Origin of the sequence: Leeuwenhoekiella marinoflava DSM 3653, assembly GCF_900129005.1 — a bacterium.
Taxonomy (GTDB): Bacteria; Bacteroidota; Bacteroidia; order Flavobacteriales; family Flavobacteriaceae; genus Leeuwenhoekiella; species Leeuwenhoekiella marinoflava.
Genome location: NZ_FQUN01000016.1, coordinates 16,941 through 33,507, shown reverse-complemented (window position 1 = coordinate 33,507; position 16,567 = coordinate 16,941). Strand labels below are relative to the sequence as shown.

At 37.4% G+C, this 16,567-nt stretch carries 12 protein-coding genes and 1 tRNA gene; 6 read left to right on the top strand and 7 right to left on the bottom strand.

The annotated features are described in order from the left end of the window. Positions 1-32 precede the first annotated feature (32 nt). The 5 genes from BUB91_RS14625 to porU all read right to left on the bottom strand — a co-directional run bounded on the left by BUB91_RS14625 (position 33) and on the right by porU (position 8,451). Positions 33-1,703: a pyruvate dehydrogenase complex dihydrolipoamide acetyltransferase gene (locus tag BUB91_RS14625; protein WP_073100035.1), complete on the bottom strand. Its 1,671-nt coding sequence runs from the start codon at positions 1,701-1,703 to the stop codon at positions 33-35. A 3-nt stretch (positions 1,704-1,706) separates the two neighbouring features. After that, the gene (gene pdhA, locus BUB91_RS14620) at positions 1,707-2,708 is read right to left on the bottom strand and encodes a pyruvate dehydrogenase (acetyl-transferring) E1 component subunit alpha (RefSeq protein ID WP_073100034.1); all 1,002 of its coding nucleotides are present in this window, start codon (positions 2,706-2,708) and stop codon (positions 1,707-1,709) included. 166 nt (positions 2,709-2,874) lie between these two features. Continuing rightward, positions 2,875-3,357 (bottom strand): cytidine deaminase, encoded by a 483-nt coding sequence (gene cdd, locus BUB91_RS14615; RefSeq protein WP_073100033.1) that lies wholly within the window; start codon positions 3,355-3,357, stop codon positions 2,875-2,877. Between the two features lie 6 nt (positions 3,358-3,363). Then, complete coding sequence (gene porV, locus BUB91_RS14610) at positions 3,364-4,533, bottom strand: type IX secretion system outer membrane channel protein PorV (protein WP_073100032.1); 1,170 nt, start codon at positions 4,531-4,533, stop codon at positions 3,364-3,366. A 36-nt stretch (positions 4,534-4,569) separates the two neighbouring features. After that, the gene (porU, locus tag BUB91_RS14605) at positions 4,570-8,451 is read right to left on the bottom strand and encodes a type IX secretion system sortase PorU (RefSeq protein ID WP_073100031.1); all 3,882 of its coding nucleotides are present in this window, start codon (positions 8,449-8,451) and stop codon (positions 4,570-4,572) included. A 213-nt stretch (positions 8,452-8,664) separates the two neighbouring features. Between porU and gldJ the strand changes: the two genes are divergently transcribed. Then, a complete protein-coding gene (gene gldJ, locus BUB91_RS14600) occupies positions 8,665-10,362 on the top strand; it encodes a gliding motility lipoprotein GldJ (protein ID WP_073100030.1) in 1,698 nt (565 codons plus the stop codon). Between the two features lie 72 nt (positions 10,363-10,434). Further along, positions 10,435-11,727: a UDP-N-acetylmuramoyl-tripeptide--D-alanyl-D-alanine ligase gene (locus BUB91_RS14595; protein ID WP_073100029.1), complete on the top strand. Its 1,293-nt coding sequence runs from the start codon at positions 10,435-10,437 to the stop codon at positions 11,725-11,727. A 221-nt stretch (positions 11,728-11,948) separates the two neighbouring features. On the opposite strand, the gene BUB91_RS14585 is transcribed toward BUB91_RS14595, so the two are convergent. After that, a tRNA-Val gene (locus tag BUB91_RS14585) sits at positions 11,949-12,023 on the bottom strand. A gap of 190 nt (positions 12,024-12,213) precedes the next feature. On the opposite strand from BUB91_RS14585, the gene BUB91_RS14580 reads away from it, so the two are divergent. The 4 genes from BUB91_RS14580 to BUB91_RS21575 all read left to right on the top strand — a co-directional run bounded on the left by BUB91_RS14580 (position 12,214) and on the right by BUB91_RS21575 (position 16,095). Continuing rightward, on the top strand, positions 12,214-13,149 hold the full coding sequence (locus BUB91_RS14580; RefSeq protein ID WP_073100027.1) for a sugar phosphate isomerase/epimerase family protein: 936 nt from the start codon (positions 12,214-12,216) through the stop codon (positions 13,147-13,149). Positions 13,150-13,604: 455 nt separating this feature from the next. After that, the gene (locus tag BUB91_RS14570; protein ID WP_164917868.1) at positions 13,605-13,826 is read left to right on the top strand and encodes an RteC domain-containing protein; all 222 of its coding nucleotides are present in this window, start codon (positions 13,605-13,607) and stop codon (positions 13,824-13,826) included. 425 nt (positions 13,827-14,251) lie between these two features. Beyond that, a complete protein-coding gene (locus BUB91_RS14565; protein ID WP_073100024.1) occupies positions 14,252-15,460 on the top strand; it encodes a site-specific integrase in 1,209 nt (402 codons plus the stop codon). 371 nt (positions 15,461-15,831) lie between these two features. After that, the gene (locus BUB91_RS21575) at positions 15,832-16,095 is read left to right on the top strand and encodes a YkvA family protein (protein ID WP_317041351.1); all 264 of its coding nucleotides are present in this window, start codon (positions 15,832-15,834) and stop codon (positions 16,093-16,095) included. 35 nt (positions 16,096-16,130) lie between these two features. On the opposite strand, the gene BUB91_RS14555 is transcribed toward BUB91_RS21575, so the two are convergent. Beyond that, positions 16,131-16,556, bottom strand: coding sequence for a universal stress protein (locus BUB91_RS14555; RefSeq protein WP_073100023.1), 426 nt, complete (start codon positions 16,554-16,556; stop codon positions 16,131-16,133). Positions 16,557-16,567 lie beyond the last annotated feature (11 nt).

Genomic DNA, 16,567 nt, shown 5'->3' with positions numbered 1-16,567 from the left:
GTTTTTAGATTATCTATTTAATAAATAGATTTTTAAGTCAACATCAAAATAGGATTTTCAATATATGTTTTTAATGTCTGTAAAAATTGAGCTCCTGTAGCACCATCAATTGTCCGGTGATCACAAGCCATAGATAAAGTCATCGTGTTACCCACTACAATTTTACCGTCTTTCACAACTGGTTTTTCAATTATAGCACCTACAGATAAGATTGCCGAATTAGGTTGATTTATAATTGAAGTAAAGTTTGTGATACCAAACATCCCTAAGTTTGAAATGGTAAAAGTACTTCCTTGCATTTCTTCAGGCTTCAATTTCTTGTTACGTGCTTTACCTGCAAGTTCTTTTACCTCAGCATTGATTTGCTGTAATGATTTCTCGTTTGCAAATTCAACAACAGGAACTACAAGTCCGTCTGGTACTGCAACTGCAACACCTATATGCACATGATTATTTAAACGCATCTTATCATCAAACCACTGCGAATTAACCTGCGGATGCTGTTTTAAAGCGATAGAAACCGCTTTTATAATCATATCGTTATAAGAAACCTTAGTATCTGGCAACTGGTTAAACTGACCGCGGAATGCGATCATGTTTTCCATATCAAACTCAACATTCAAATAGTAATGCGGAGCCGTAAATTTAGATTTACCTAATGATTTTGCAATCGCCTTACGCATTTGAGAATTGTTTATATCCTCATAACTTTCTTCGCCGGTTGCAACAAATTGCTGAAATCCTGCACCAGAAGCTCCCGGAGTATAGTTCTCAATATCTTTGCGAACCACACGACCGTTTTCTCCACTTCCAGAAACTTTTGCTAGATCAATTCCTTTTTCTTCTGCTAATTTTTTAGCCAATGGTGACGCAAAAATACGACCATCACTAGAAGATGTGTTTTTTGAAGCAAGCTTGCTTTCTTCTTTTTTAGGAGCTTCTTTTTTAGGCTCTTCCTTTTTAGCTTCTTGCTTTTTAGGAGCCTCTTTTTTCGGAGCTTCCTTTTTAGGAGTCTCTTTTTTTGTTCCACCAGACTTCAGCCTGCTGATTACACCAGAAACATCTGTACCTTCTTCTCCAATTATCGCAAGTAATGAATCAACTTTTGCTGTTTCTCCTTCTTGAATACCGATATGTAGTAGCGTACCATTATAGAAAGACTCAAACTCCATTGTAGCTTTGTCTGTTTCTATTTCTGCTAGAATATCTCCCTCTTCTACTTTATCTCCCTCTTTTTTCAACCAAGAAGCAACAGTTCCTTCTTCCATTGTATCGCTAAGACGGGGCATAGTAACCACCTCAACACCATCAGGAATTTCTGAACTACTTGCATCATCAGAAGTTTCCTCTTCCGAAGTTTCCTCCTTAGCTTCAGCAGAAGCCTCTTCAGTTTCCTCAGAACTATCGGCTTCTTTAGAATCAGAATCAGCACTACTTCCGTCTAATAAACCAGAAATATCTTCTCCTTCTTCTCCTATAATTGCAAGAAGTGCATCTACATTAGCAGTTTCACCTTCCTGAATTCCTATATGCAGCAGAGTACCTTCGTAGAACGACTCAAACTCCATTGTAGCTTTGTCAGTTTCTATCTCTGCAAGGATATCTCCTTCTTCTACTTTATCTCCTTCTTTCTTTAGCCAAGATGCAACGGTTCCTTCTTCCATTGTATCACTAAGGCGGGGCATTTTAATTACTTCTGCCATAATTTATTCTGGTTTATGTGCTAAAAATGGATAATCCTCCTGCTCGTAAACTACGTCATACATAATTTCTTTATCAGGGAAGTCACTCTCATCTGCAAATTTTTCGCACTCAGCAACTCGCTTTTTAACGCGTTTGTCTATTTCTTTTAATTCTTCTTCTGTAGCAAATTTCTTTTCTAACAAAATATCTTTAACCTGAGTAATCGGGTCGATCTTTTGGTATTCTGCTACTTCGTCTTTAGTACGGTACTTTTGAGCATCACTCATTGAGTGACCTCTGTAACGGTATGTTTTTAACTCTAAAAATGTAGGACCATCTCCACGACGTGCACGAGCTATAGCTTCATCAAAAGCTTCTGCAACTGCAACAGGATTCATCGCATCTACTGGACCGCAAGGCATCTCGTAACCCAAACCCAGCTTCCAGATATCTTCGTGATTTGCTGTACGTTTAACCGAAGTCCCCATCGCGTATCCATTATTTTCCACACAGAAAACAACAGGAAGTTTCCAATTCATTGCCATATTAAACGTCTCGTGTAAAGACCCTTGACGTGCGGCACCATCACCAAAGAAAGTTAAGGTTACTGCTTCACGCTTAAAGTATTTATCACCAAAGGCTAAACCCGCACCTAGAGGAATCTGACCTCCTACAATACCGTGACCTCCGTAAAAACGGTGCTCTTTAGAAAAGATGTGCATAGAACCACCCAATCCCATAGAAGTACCGGTTTTCTTACCATAAAGTTCTGCCATTACACGTTTAGGATCCTCTCCCATACCTATTGGCTGTACGTGGTTACGATAAGCGGTGATCATTTTATCCTTTGTAAGATCCATCGCGTGAAGGGCTCCTGCAAGAATAGCCTCTTGACCATTATACAAATGCAAAAATCCTCTTACTTTTTGCTGAATATAAACCTGTGCTAGTTTATCTTCAAACTTGCGCCAGAAGGACATTTCCTCATACCAATTCAGGTATACCTCTTTTGTGATTTCTTTCATTTAAATTATAGATTTATCTATACACCAAGCCGTCTTTTTAGACGAACAACAAAAATAGTATATTCAAGACGAAGCGTGAAAGTCTTTCCTAAAAAAATTGAATTGTAAAAAACAGCATTTTCCAAATAAGAATACACGTCTATTTTATTCTGAAAAAACACCTATTCTATAGGTATTCCTGAGTAAAAATAAAGGGAAGTAAATTGCTGAGTGAATCACTTTTAAAAACCGATCCGCGTTCTCCCATAAAATAAATAGCAATCGATTGCCCTTGCTTGACTTCATATTCTGCAATAGCTTGCCTACAAGCCCCACAAGGAGCTATAGGAGTTAGGGTTTCTTTATTTTGAGCTTTAGCCGAAATAGCTATTGCATTTATTTTTTGATCCGTATAATTTGCTCCGGCATAATAAATCGCCGTACGCTCTGCACAAAGCCCTGAAGGATATGCAGCATTTTCCTGATTACTACCTTTCACAACAATTCCATTTTCAAGCTGAATAGCAGCACCTACATGAAATTTTGAATACGGAGCATAAGCAGCGTCACGAGCTTCAAAAGCAGCATGCATCAAATCCTGAATATCTTGAGGCAAATCTTTTAAATCATCATAAGCCTCAAATTCAGATTCAATTTTTATTTTTTTCATAAAGAATTAGTATTCTGTATACTCATTACCAAAACTAAATGTAATCCCAAAACGGAGTGTGTTTTCTAAAGGATTACGCACTTGTGTTGTAGAAAACAAATAGGACACATCAATATCTATAGCGGTGTATTTAAAACCTAAACCGAGTGTCGCAAACTTACGAGCTCCCTTCAAATCGCTCTCATTAAAGTAGCCTGCTCTAAAAGCAAATACATCGTCATACTTATATTCTGCACCTAAAGACCAAGTCACCTCTTTAAGCTCTTCACTAAAACCGTTGGGCGCATCTCCAAAGGACTGAAACATGCCCTCAAAGAAACCAATATTATTATATTCTTCGCTATCAGAACCGTCAATTACACCGTCACCGTTAAAATCTTGAGGTGATGGTACCAGCAATTTATTGAACTCAAGTCCAACAGCTACTACATTATATGCATCTAAAATAAAATCAAAACCGCCACCCAATCGCAAATTTGTAGGGATGAAGTTTTCTTGTCCGGCTTCGTCATATTTGATTTTCGGTCCTATATTAGAAATATTAAAACCTCCACGCCAGCGACCGTTAAAGTCATTATATGTAATTTCTTCAGACTGATAATAACCAGCAATATCAACACCTATAGAACCTGCAGCCGTAGCATCTTCATCATTTATTTGAAGTTTCAAATTACTACGCAGATACCTTCCGGCGACTGCCATAGAAAAACGATCACTCAATTTTAAAGCGTATGATAAATCAAGAGTGAATTCATTCGGACTTAAAATCAACGGATTTTCTAATTCTGCTTGTGAAGGATTACTACTTTGAATAGACTCGATATCCCCAAGACTAAAATAACGCAAACTTCCACCAAAGGCGCTTCGCTCATTAATTCGATTATAATAAGTAATCTGCCCTAAAAATATATCGTCTACAATCTGGCTTAAATACGGAGTGTAGTTAAAACCTACACCCTGCTGCTGCTCGATAAACGCATATTTAGCAGGGTTCCATTGCTGAGAATACGCATCAGGACTTGTTGCAACTCCCTGATCCCCCATACCAGCTGCACGAGCATCTGCCGCAATACTTAAGAAAGGTACACCCGTAGTTATAGGGCGCCCTTCAACCTCTTGAGCTTGCAATTGCTGAAGGGAAATACAACAGATTAAAAAAAGTAACGTTTTTTTCATTAAAGAAGCGTCTTTTGACAAATATAAATTAAAAGCCTACAGGATGACTAATTTCTCAAACTTTTCAACTTTCTTATTCGTTAACGTAGATTTCACGGTAATCTTATACACATAAACGCCTTTTCCTATTTTTTGACCAAAATCATCAAGACCATTCCAAGTGATTTCACGAGATAAAAAACCGGTAGTTGTCACCAACTGATTTATGGTTTTAACCACTTTACCCGTCACCGTAAAAATCTGAACCTGCACTTCTAGCGGCTCGTAAGGGCGGTTGTGATTAAACCAAAACTCGGTATAATTCACAAAGGGGTTAGGATAGTTAAGCACACGCTCCAGCTGCAGCTCCTCATCTCCTGCAACCACAAATTGAAGATCTGCTGTAGACGAATTGTTATACGTATCCCAGGCAATCACAGTCACTGTATGCAAACCCGGATCCAGGTCACGCAGCGTTCGCAAAGCCCTACCCAGATTGAAATTATCTACATCACTCTCATAAAATTCATTAAGAATTATTGGGTTTTCTTCATCTCCATCAATACTAGCAATCAAGTCGTGCCCTATTCCTCCTGCAGTATTAATTCCATTTTCATCTTCGAGCTTCACGAGAAGTGTGGGTGATGTATTGGTTACACCTCCATTTACAAAATTCTCATCGTTCATATATAAATTGATGAGTGGGCCTTCGTTATCATCAGGCGCATTTTCATTCAAACCGCCCACAATAATCTGCTCGTTAGCTCCCGCCTGATCTTCTACACTACCTGTTCGCTTACTGTAAAAATTCACCCTACCATTCCCCAACGGAATTGCGGCATCTTTAGGAACTACAAATTCAAGATCAAAAACCCCATTCGTAACACTTGCCTGCCCTCGATATAAAATTGCGCCTAGTGCCTTAAAATTAAGAACCAGCAAATTTCCGTTAACATCTGTTGTGCCGTCATTCCCCAGTGTTTGCCGCTCTATATATTTATCATAAACCGTCGCGGAAAGTTCACCGTTATAATTTGAAATGCGCTGACCATTAAGATCAACAACCTCACCGCTCATCTTAATTCGACTTAAAGCTTTTAACGTATCTACATTCTGGGTAATAGGCACGTCATTAAGTGCTGTTAATTTAATATCAGGCTCGGCAAATGCCAGTTTCATCGCAGGGTCTCCGATAAAAAAGATGACGCGACGATTATCATCATTGATTTGATTTTTTGTTTCTCTTAGATTTTCAGCAACACTTTTAATTTCATTAGTTCCAAAAGAAAAAAGATTTGACACCAGCTGCCTATTAAAACGCACTCCCAACCTCACTGAAATCTCACGAGTTGTCGCAACAAGTCCAACAGCACCTCCGTTTGCATTCCAAAATAATTCTTCTCCAGCAGCAGTACGATTCGGATTATCAAAACGAGTAAACTCACAAGTAACCGTCACAATCACGGGCAACTTATCTTTATTATTAAGATTTCGGGCGTTTTCTCTTGTAAAAATAAACTCTGAAGCCAACGTGTTCTCACCACCGTGACCCAGATATGTCATAACCAAAGAACCTGCTTCAAGCGCATTTATGATAGCTTCATTCACTTCTGGATAACGATCTCCGCCCGCAGAAGACTGCTGCTGATAGCTATCACTGTGTATTTTCTTCACATTTATAAATGGCTTTTCTTCCTGAATTTGATCACCAAGTGCATTAATAGTAGATTGTAATTCATCAAACTCCCAAGGAAGATCCACATCATCAGAAACCAAAACAAAGTCATTATGCCAACGACCTAAAGAAGCCTGACTGTCATAATTGATGATTTTTGAAATCACTTCATTAGCAAGCTGTGGCGTATCTGCTAAAATTCTACCTACCGCAACATCAAGACGATCAGAACCACCACTACCGGCCGGACTGTTATTTTCGATTATTCCTTCTCTCGGATCCAAAGATCCAAAATAGTCATCACTCATATATGATTGAGACTGCGAAAAGCTATAATATGTATTAAAGGTAGGCACAATATTATTACTACCAGCAATACGATCTTTATAGTCAAAAGAAGTATCCCCCATGAGGCACAAATATTTCAGACGATTTTCTGAAGAGGAAGCATTTTCATAAACATAACGCACTAAATTGCGAATCGCACCTATATCCTGCTTCCCAGAACTGAACTCATTATAAATCTCATTGAGCGTTAAAACCTGAACCCGAAGCCCGCGATAGGTTCTGTTATGCTGTGCAAGTCTCTCTGCCTGAGCACGCAATTCTGCTGAAGTCACAATCAGATAATCTACATCCTGAAAGCTTCCGTTTTGCTGAAAAACACTTCCTTTGATATTCTGATTCGCAACAGAAGCATTTCCATTTTCGCGCTTTGGAATATAAAAATCATCAGGATTTATAGCCACATATTTTCTTTCAGCCCCCAGTTGAGCTTTGAATGAAAAATCTGCAGAGCTATTTTCATTCTCTACTGAAGTAACAGCATTTATATTTGTGACATCCCACACTTCTGAGAATTCAGTAGCATTAGAAAACTGATACAACCCCACTCCGGAAACAGTTGCTGCTTCAGCATTAGAAAAACCAAATTGAGCACCATAGCCCGAAAGCCTACACCTTGCTCCAAGCGCTATAAAATCTAGATACCCTACACTTGAAGGGTTCCCATTATTGTTATAATTGAGTGAAACTGTGAGTCGATCTCCAGAAACTGCAACAGCAGTGTTTGACGAACTTCTATCAAAGCTGTCGTAAGAAGCATCCTGCGCTAAAATCGACTCGTTAATAGGTAACATACTAAGATCTACTACAGATGCTCCATTCAAACCAACAGAAAAAGAAGTTTGCGATTCTGAAATTGCCGCTACATAAACGCGTAATGAAACAGGATCACTAGCTATACGATTGGGAAAATCAAAAACAAACTGCTGCTCATTTTCAATATCAAAATGCTCACCAAACCAACGTCGCCCAAGATTGAGTAGATTCTCCTGATCAAGCTCATGAAATTGATACGCATCATAGGTAGTGATAATCTGAGATGCGGCAGCTTCAGGTTGCTGCATAGACTGCACGCGTAAACCAGCACCTCCATCTGCCGTGATAAAATAATATGACCGATCGTCGTATGCATTAATATGTGTCAAACTCTCTGCGTTAAACTTCCGGGTACCTTCACCATAAAAAAGTATATAATCACCGGTATCAAAACTACCGTCATCGCCTCCCATTACCTTAATAGCATTCTCTTGAGGATCAAAAACGGTATTGTCCCTATTTAATAGAGGTAACATCGCACCACCATCACCGTAGATTTTCAAATTCTGCGGGTTGACGGAATTAACACCCATGCCAAGATCGCGTAAAAAATCACGATCAATCTTAAAGACCCCAGTGGTATCAACATAAAATTTATAATACTTACCTGATGCAAAAATAGAGTTGGTAATAACAGGAGATTTTGATTGGCTTGATCTAAGCGCTTGCGTAGTATTGTATGAGACCGCAAATGAAGTAACACGCTTTACAACACCATTAGACCTTATAATTGGTGCAAAATTGAATTCAAAAAAATCAGTTCCCCGAGCACTTGAATTACTCGCGGTCAAATTGTGTTCTTCAGGTATTAATCCTGGCTTCAAACTTAAAAGCGTTTGAGAATTTACATTCTCATAAACTACATTTTGCAACCTAACAGAGTTTAAATCTACGGTTCCATCAACCTTCAATCTATTTCCATATTTAATACCTGTGACCGGAGAGAAACTAAAGTTCGCTTCATTAAAACCAGGCACAAGTAATGGTTTTTTAATAGTCGAAACATTTACGCTTTCGCTCCAGCTTACAGCAAACTTTTTTTGCTGCGCGACAAGCACAAACATATTTAAAACAGAAAAAACAAACACTAATAAACGTTTCATTCTCTATAAAATTCCTTTAACTCTGATTAGAAAATAAAACTAACATAAACCTTTTAAATCAGATAGATATACTAAAACGAATTGCATTCCGTTTAAAAACCGTGTAACCTCCTGAATCAACAGGATTAACAAGTTGCAAAAGTTATTATTTTGTTGCAAATTGGGCTCTTTATAGTATATTGCAGTCCCAAATCTTCTTAAGAATTTATACCTATGAACAGGAATCTAGTGTTTAAAACGCTTGCTTTCAGCCTCTCAACAATGCTATTGGTAAGCTGTAGTCGCAACGGAAAAGACTACAAAAATAGCTCTCGAGCTACCGGCTGGAGCATTAATGACAAAGACGGAGGTTTTCAAGCTAATACAGATTATAAAGAACAAGAAGCAGCTCCTGGTCTTATTTTTATTGAAGGTGGAACTTTTACTATGGGACGCGTTCAAGATGACGTGATGCACGATTGGAACAACACTCCTACTCAGCAGCACGTACAATCCTTTTACATGGACGAGACAGAGGTTACAAACCTTATGTATTTAGAGTACTTGGATTACCTCAAAAAAGTATTCCCTCCCGAAGAAGCAAACTATAGAAACATATATTACGGCGCATTACCAGATACATTGGTATGGAGAAACCGCTTAGGTTTTAACGAAACAATGACTGAAAACTACTTGCGTCACCCAGCCTATGCTCGTTACCCTGTGGTAGGTGTGAGCTGGATTCAGGCTGTAGAATTCAGCACTTGGAGAACAAACCGCTATAATGAGTATGTTCTAGAAGAAGAAGGTTACACACAAAAAGATGCTAAATACAATGTAGATGCTCAATCTACTTTTGATACCGATACGTATTTACAGGCTCCTAGCCTCACTTATGGTGGTCAGGATGATGTTATTCGTGGTGGTAGATCTTCAGTTCAGCGAGAAAAAAACAATACCCCGAGAGCCAACCCTAATAATCCAGGTGGAAATCCAGAAGCAAAAGATATTTACGTTCAGATGAAAGACGGAATTATTTCTACTACCAAATACCGCTTACCTACCGAAGCTGAATGGGAATATGCAGCTTTAGGACTAGTAGGACTTAGAGAATACAACGTATATCGCGGAAGAAAGAAATATCCCTGGGATGGTGCTTACACCCGCTCTGGAAACAGAAAAACACGTGGTGATCAATTGGCTAACTTTAAACAAGGTGATGGTGATTACGGCGGTATCGCAGGCTGGTCTGATGATAATGCAGATATTACAGCAGAGATCAAATCTTATGCCCCTAACGATCATGGCTTATACGATATGGCCGGTAACGTTTCAGAATGGGTTGCCGATGTGTACAGACCTATCGTAGATGACGAGTTTAACGACTTTAATTACTATAGAGGAAACGTATATACCAAAAACGCAATCAATGAAGATGGTACAGTAAAAGTATTAACTACAGAAGATATCATTTATGATACTTTACAGAATGGAAAGATAGTTGCTCGTAACTTACCGGGTGAAATCCTACAGGTACCAGTTGATGATGAGGAAACTTACTTAAGAACTCAATTCTCTGATAGTGACAACCGTAACTTTAGAGATGGAGATAAGCAATCTTCTAGATATTATCAAAGCTTCTCTGACACAGATTCTGAAAGTGATCGCATGTATGATTCACCAATCAACAGAATTTCTGCTGGGGAAGATGGCTTAAATAAAGAATATGACAAAGCTAACGACCGTACAACGCTTATTGACGATGAAGTACGTGTTTACAAGGGTGGCTCTTGGAGAGACCGTGAATACTGGTTAGATCCCGCGCAGCGCAGATACTTACCTCAAACTATGGCTACTGACGATATTGGTTTTAGAAATGCAATGTCTCGTGTAGGTTCTAAGTCTACAAAAAACAAAACTCCTCGCAACTAAAGAGAATAATATTTTATAATATTGAAACGCCCTTAGTATTAAGCTTCGGGCGTTTTTTTATTCCTTGCAATTATGACTATTCAAGATTTACACGCACTGTTTTTAAAAAGTGAAGGGGTAATTACAGATACCCGTAAGATTGAACTCAACACTATTTTTTTCGCCTTAAAAGGAGAAAATTTTAACGGCAATAAATATGCTTCAGAAGCCTTGAAGCTAGGCTCTAGTTATGCCGTAGTTGACGAGGAAATCTATCAAACAGACAAACGTATAATTTTGGTTAATGATGTTTTAAAAGCTCTTCAAAACCTGGCTTATACACACCGTAAATTTTTAGACATTCCAATAATTGCATTAACCGGAAGTAATGGAAAAACCACAACAAAAGAATTGATTAATGCAGTTTTATCTAAAAAGTTTAAGACTGTTGCGACCACCGGAAACCTCAACAACCATATAGGCGTTCCTCTCACTTTATTAGCGATGAATTCAGAAACTGAAGTGGGTATCGTTGAAATGGGCGCCAATCATATCGGAGAAATCGCAGAGTTGGCCAGCATTGCAGCCCCAAATTTTGGTTACATCACAAACTTTGGCAAAGCTCACTTAGAGGGATTTGGCAGTATACAAGGGGTAATTAAAGGTAAAAGTGAATTATACAACTATTTAATAGATCACAAAGGCTTACTTTTTTTAAACATAGATGATCCAGTTCAAAGGTATCAAATTGATAAGACTCACACGTTCACCTTCAGTACTAAAACAGGCGCCGATATTCTAATAGACTACAAGGCAGCTCAACCTTTTGCAGAAATTCAGTTTAACCATCTTGATGTAAAGAGTCAACTTATTGGCCAGTACAATGCCGTAAATCTTGCTGCAGCAGCTACAATTGGTACTTTTTTTAAAGTAAATAATGAGCAAATCATAAGCGCTTTAGAAAACTACATACCTTCTAACAACAGATCTCAAATTATAAAGAAACAAAATCAAACAATCATTCTTGATGCCTATAATGCCAACCCCACAAGCATGGAGGCTGCATTATTAAATTTTGCCAATCTTGAAGCTAAAAATAAAATCGCTTTTTTAGGAGATATGTTTGAATTGGGTAACACTGCTGCTACTGAACATCAGAAAATTGTAGATCTAACTTCAGAACTTAGCCTGGAAAATATAGTTTTTCTGGGAGAAAATTTTCAAAACACCTCAATCCAAAACTACCAGTTCAAAAACCTCAAAATACTTCAGGAGAATGGTTTTCCACAAACCATTAAAGAAGTTCTAGAACAAGAAGTGACCATCTTAATAAAAGGCTCCAGAGGGATGCGTTTGGAAGGAATTCTAGAAATGCTTACTATATAAATAAAAATGAGCCTATAAAGCCCCTAATTCTTTATAAGCCCATTTTAAACAAAATCTAAATTCTAACGAATTCAATAAAATCAAACCCTCACCCTTGACAATGATTTTTAATTTCATTTGCAATATAGAATTGAATAAGTCTACATAAAATACCCGATAATGGGTATTTTTATAAATAGACCATAAAAAAGCTACTTTCAATTTCTGAAAGGAGCTTTTTGTGGGACATACTGGATTCGAACCAGTGACTTCCACGTTGTCGACGTGACACTCTGAACCAACTGAGTTAATATCCCAAACAGCCGACAAATCTAATCAAGTAATTGCATAGCTCCAAGATAATAGCCAATCTATATTATCATTTAATTCGTTAATTTTTCAAGCTGAATTCTTTAATTCACTAAAATTTAAATATTAAAATCAATAAATCGCAATCTAAGGTAACCGGAAAAACTTATTTTTAGGTAGTTAATTAAACACACATTTATGAAAACCCCTCTTTTAAAAATTAGAAGTTTAAAATTTGCAGGTGCATTCATGGCTTCGGCTTTGCTTTTTTCTTGTGGAGAACAAAAGAAAAAAGACTCGGAAACCACAGAAGGAATTACTCAGGATACAATAAGCGAGCCGGCTAATTTTGGCGGTCTTGCATTATACACGTTGCGAGATGCGATGACAGAAGATCCTAAAGAAACATTAGAAACTGTTGCGACAGACGGTTACTTAAATATTGAAGCTGCAGGTTACGACAACGGTCTTTTTTACAATATGACTCCGAGTGATTTTAAATCATTTGCTGAAGAAATTAATTTACACCCGGTAAGCACACATCAAGGCTCTGTAACACTAGAAAATGCTGATGAAATGATTGCTGATGTAAAAGCTGCAGGATTTGAATACTTTGTAATACCTGTTCCTCCTATGGGAATGTTCACGTTTGATGCTGAATCTATGACAATGGGGATGGACGGAACTGCTGAAAAACTCGCTGGCGTTTTAACCACTTTAGGTGAAAAGTGTAATGAAGCAGGTTTAAAATTGCTATATCATAATCATGATTTTGAGTTTAAAAAAGGAGAAAATGGAGTTACTTTAATTGATTACCTATTAGAAAATACAGATCCGGAGCTTGTAAACTTTCAGATGGATTTATATTGGGTGATAAAAGCAGGTGCCGATCCGGTTGCTTACTTTGAGAAATACCCGGGAAGATTTAAGCTTTGGCATGTAAAAGATATGGATGACGAAGGAAGATTTGCTCCTGTAGGAAAAGGAACTATTGACTTTGCCCGCATCTTAGCTGAGAAAGAAAAGTCTGGGATGCAATACTACTTCGTAGAACAAGATCAAACCTTTAATCACACGCCACTAGAGGCGATTAAAATAAGTCATAAGGGTTTAAAAGAAATAGGTTTTAATTAATCTGATCATCACTATTTTTAAAAGGAGCTTTTTTTTCAAAGAAGAAAGCTCCTTTTTTTATACCTGAAATTCCAATAGAAAACAGCTTTAGCATTGCCGCAACAGAATAAGTTGTTTTGCGATGCAGAATAATTGAAAAATACGGCATACCGGTACCCTGGTACCCTACTCTCTTAGAAACACACTCCCCCAAAAACGCAACATACAACCAGAACTAAATCTAGGTAAGTCCACACTGAATCCACACTAAATCCACACTGCAACCACACTTTTCCACATAATCTGTGGGTGAATATGGTTTTACTATGCTTGTAATATAGTACCACCTCTTTGCATCTAACCTTAACAAAAACATCGTTTGTGGTGAAGATTGTCTATATGATTTATCGCAATACAATAGGAGTACTACGTACCATTCTCAAAAGCTGTGTGTGAATTGAAATAATAGTTTGATTTTGTTATCTAAACACGCTCTAATAGCATCTGGAGCAGTAAAAGGAGATATCAAAGATTTGGCTACCGCTTTTGAAAAGGTTCTTGATATTGACTTAGAAAATTACTACTGTAGTTTTCTGAAAATACGTGGACGTAAAGAGGATTTCGCTAGATTTTTGGATTTATTGAAAACAAGTCTCATCAAAAAAATCAAGGAAGAATTGCTTTGTTCTTTCCTTTAGGTAGTTTAGTAGAAAAAAGAGAAAGTCTACCACCGAGACTCTTCTCTCAGAACCGCATAAATTCAATTGTACTGGTTTCTTCATTAATATTTCTTATTACAAAATAATATCATTTGAAATCAAGAGAAATGTCAAATCGAAAACGGATTTATTCTGTACCTATTCTGTACCCATTGCAAAAAAGAAAGGCTTCACATTTCTGTGAAGCCTTGTCATTGCTAGTAGCGGGAACTGGACTCGAACCAGTGACCTTCGGGTTATGAGTTTTTAACCGTATAGGACCAATAAAACACAATTATACTGATATTCAATGTTTTAATTAAATTTTAATAGAACTTGTAGTCAAATAATATCAATTAAAAGCATTAAATGTTGTACCTATGTTGTACCTCTTTTTATTATCTTTATAATCTAAAGTTTTTATTATGGCAACAGTTAAGGCAGTACTCCGCAAAAAAAAGAATCCGGAAGGTCGTTATCCGATAGCTATCAGGATTACTAAAGACAGAAAAAGTTCTTATTTGGGAACCGGGCAACATATTGAAGAAAAGTACTGGGATGAGAAAAATAGATGTGTTAGAAAATCCCACCCCAATGCCAATATCATCAACAACTTTATACTTGCTAAAGTTGCTGAGGCAAATAAAAAAGTCTTAGAAGCCGAAAACAATGCGGACTATCAAACAGTCAAAGCGATAAAAAAAAATATAAGGCAAAATAAAAAAGTTGATTTTTTTGCAGTGGCAAATATGCATCTTGAAAATCTAAAGAACAGAGAAAAGCATCATCAGTACGATACTGAGCTTGGTCGCCTTAAAAAGTTCAAAGGTTTTCTTAAAAAAAATGAGTTATCTTTTAATGAGCTCAATGTCCCACTTCTCAAACGATTTGAGGCTTACTTACTTCACAATAAAAAACGCTCGCCGAGAACGGTAGTGAACTATCTGATTCTAATACGCACCATTTATAACCTTGCCATATCCGAATCATTAGTTGACCGGGGTAGATATCCTTTTGGAAAAGGGAAGGTTCAGATTAAAATTCCTGAATCACAAAAAATTGGACTGAATCGAAAGGAAATTCAAAAATTAGAGAATGCCACAGACTTAACTGAGGCTCAAAAGAAAGCAGTTCACGTCTGGCTCATTAGTTTTTATTTCGCTGGCATAAGGGTTGGTGATGTTTTAAAATTAAAATGGTCTGACTTCAATGATGGTAGATTAATGTACCGTATGAACAAAAACAGCAAACTGGTTACCCTTAAAACACCCGACAAGGCGAGTGCTATACTTGATAGATATCGAGAAAATTATAGTCTTGATAACGATTTAATTTTCCATTATCTTAAAGATACTGATTTAAATGATTCACAAAGGGTTTCTGTAAGAACACAAGGTATAACACGAAACCTAAATAGACACTTGAAAAAAATTGCTTACAAACTGGGTATAACAAAAAAAATGAGTATGCACATTGCAAGGCATAGTTTTGGCAATATCTCGGGCGATAAAATCCCCATTCAGATGCTTCAAAAACTATATCGACACTCCTCTGTTACTACCACCATAAACTATCAGGCCAACTTCATCCACAAAGATGCTGACGATGCGTTGGATAGCGTGATTAATTTTTGACGATTGTTTTTACTTACGGCAATGCATTGATAAAATATTGTGGCAGAACTAACTTGCCACTTGACAATATTTTAATAACCAGACACTTAGTCTATTTCAATAAATCGAGGTAACCGAATAGGTAACCTTTGCACCGATTTTATCCGTGAGAACAAAGATATATGAATATCTTAAACTAAAAAACAATAAAAAGATTCAAATTTTATTTGTTGTCTTTTTTTGTGTGCTAATCCTTTAGCATCTGAATACTTTCTGTATAATTATGAAAAAACTAAAAGCTTGGGCAAAAAAGTTAAAGCAACAATTGGTGCTACTGCATTTGGCCTATAAGTATAAAAGAACACCTTGGTATGCCAAGGCATTGATATTTAATCATTGCCTATGCCCTGAGCCCCATAGACCTTATTCCAGATTTTATCCCGATAATTGGCTATTTGGACGATCTAATTTTGTTGCCGATAGGCATTTATTTCGCTTTCAGGCTTATCCGTGATGATGTGAAAGCGGAGTGTTTGACAAGGGCAAAGGACTATAATTGGAACAAAAAGAACAATTGGGTAATCGGGGGCATAATCATTTTGATTTGGGCGTTTATCGGTTTTTGGATTTTTAAAAGCGTATCCCCAATCAAATAGTTCAGAATAAAAGCTAAATGTGTTAATTCCAATTTTCAAGAAACCATCATTACCGGAATATTGGAATGGCGCATCACCCGTTCTGCAACACTCCCCATCAAAAGATGTTTTAACCCTGTCCTTCCGTGAGTTCCCAGTACAAGTAGATCGGCCTTCCAGTTTTGTGCGGTTTTTAGGATATCCTCTTCCGGATTGCCCTCGGGCATAAATTTTAAAAGCTCATTCCCATTGTACATTTGGGCCAATTCATCCAAGGTTTGCTCGGCCTCTTTCTTTAATACGATCAAGGCCTGTTCGTGTGTGATCCCGGCATCTACATTGCCAAGTGCTTTCGATTTTTCGATTACAAAAAGCAATGCTGCTTTAGCCCCTAATTGATGAGCGAGTTCCAAGCCTTTTTTAGCGGCTTTCATTGAATACTCACTGCTATCCACGGCAATTAAAATTTTCTTGTACGCCATATCTATTTATT

Bases quoted from the DNA above. Each gene is read 5' to 3' on its own strand.
- cdd (WP_073100033.1), bottom strand. From the start codon at position 3,357: ATGAAAAAAATAAAAATTGAATCTGAATTTGAGGCTTATGATGATTTA.
- gldJ (WP_073100030.1), top strand. From the start codon at position 8,665: ATGAACAGGAATCTAGTGTTTAAAACGCTTGCTTTCAGCCTCTCAACA.
- BUB91_RS14565 (WP_073100024.1), top strand. From the start codon at position 14,252: ATGGCAACAGTTAAGGCAGTACTCCGCAAAAAAAAGAATCCGGAAGGT.
- BUB91_RS14595 (WP_073100029.1), top strand. From the start codon at position 10,435: ATGACTATTCAAGATTTACACGCACTGTTTTTAAAAAGTGAAGGGGTA.
- BUB91_RS14555 (WP_073100023.1), bottom strand. From the start codon at position 16,556: ATGGCGTACAAGAAAATTTTAATTGCCGTGGATAGCAGTGAGTATTCA.
- porV (WP_073100032.1), bottom strand. From the start codon at position 4,533: ATGAAAAAAACGTTACTTTTTTTAATCTGTTGTATTTCCCTTCAGCAA.
- pdhA (WP_073100034.1), bottom strand. From the start codon at position 2,708: ATGAAAGAAATCACAAAAGAGGTATACCTGAATTGGTATGAGGAAATG.
- BUB91_RS14625 (WP_073100035.1), bottom strand. From the start codon at position 1,703: ATGGCAGAAGTAATTAAAATGCCCCGCCTTAGTGATACAATGGAAGAA.
- porU (WP_073100031.1), bottom strand. From the start codon at position 8,451: ATGAAACGTTTATTAGTGTTTGTTTTTTCTGTTTTAAATATGTTTGTG.
- BUB91_RS14580 (WP_073100027.1), top strand. From the start codon at position 12,214: ATGAAAACCCCTCTTTTAAAAATTAGAAGTTTAAAATTTGCAGGTGCA.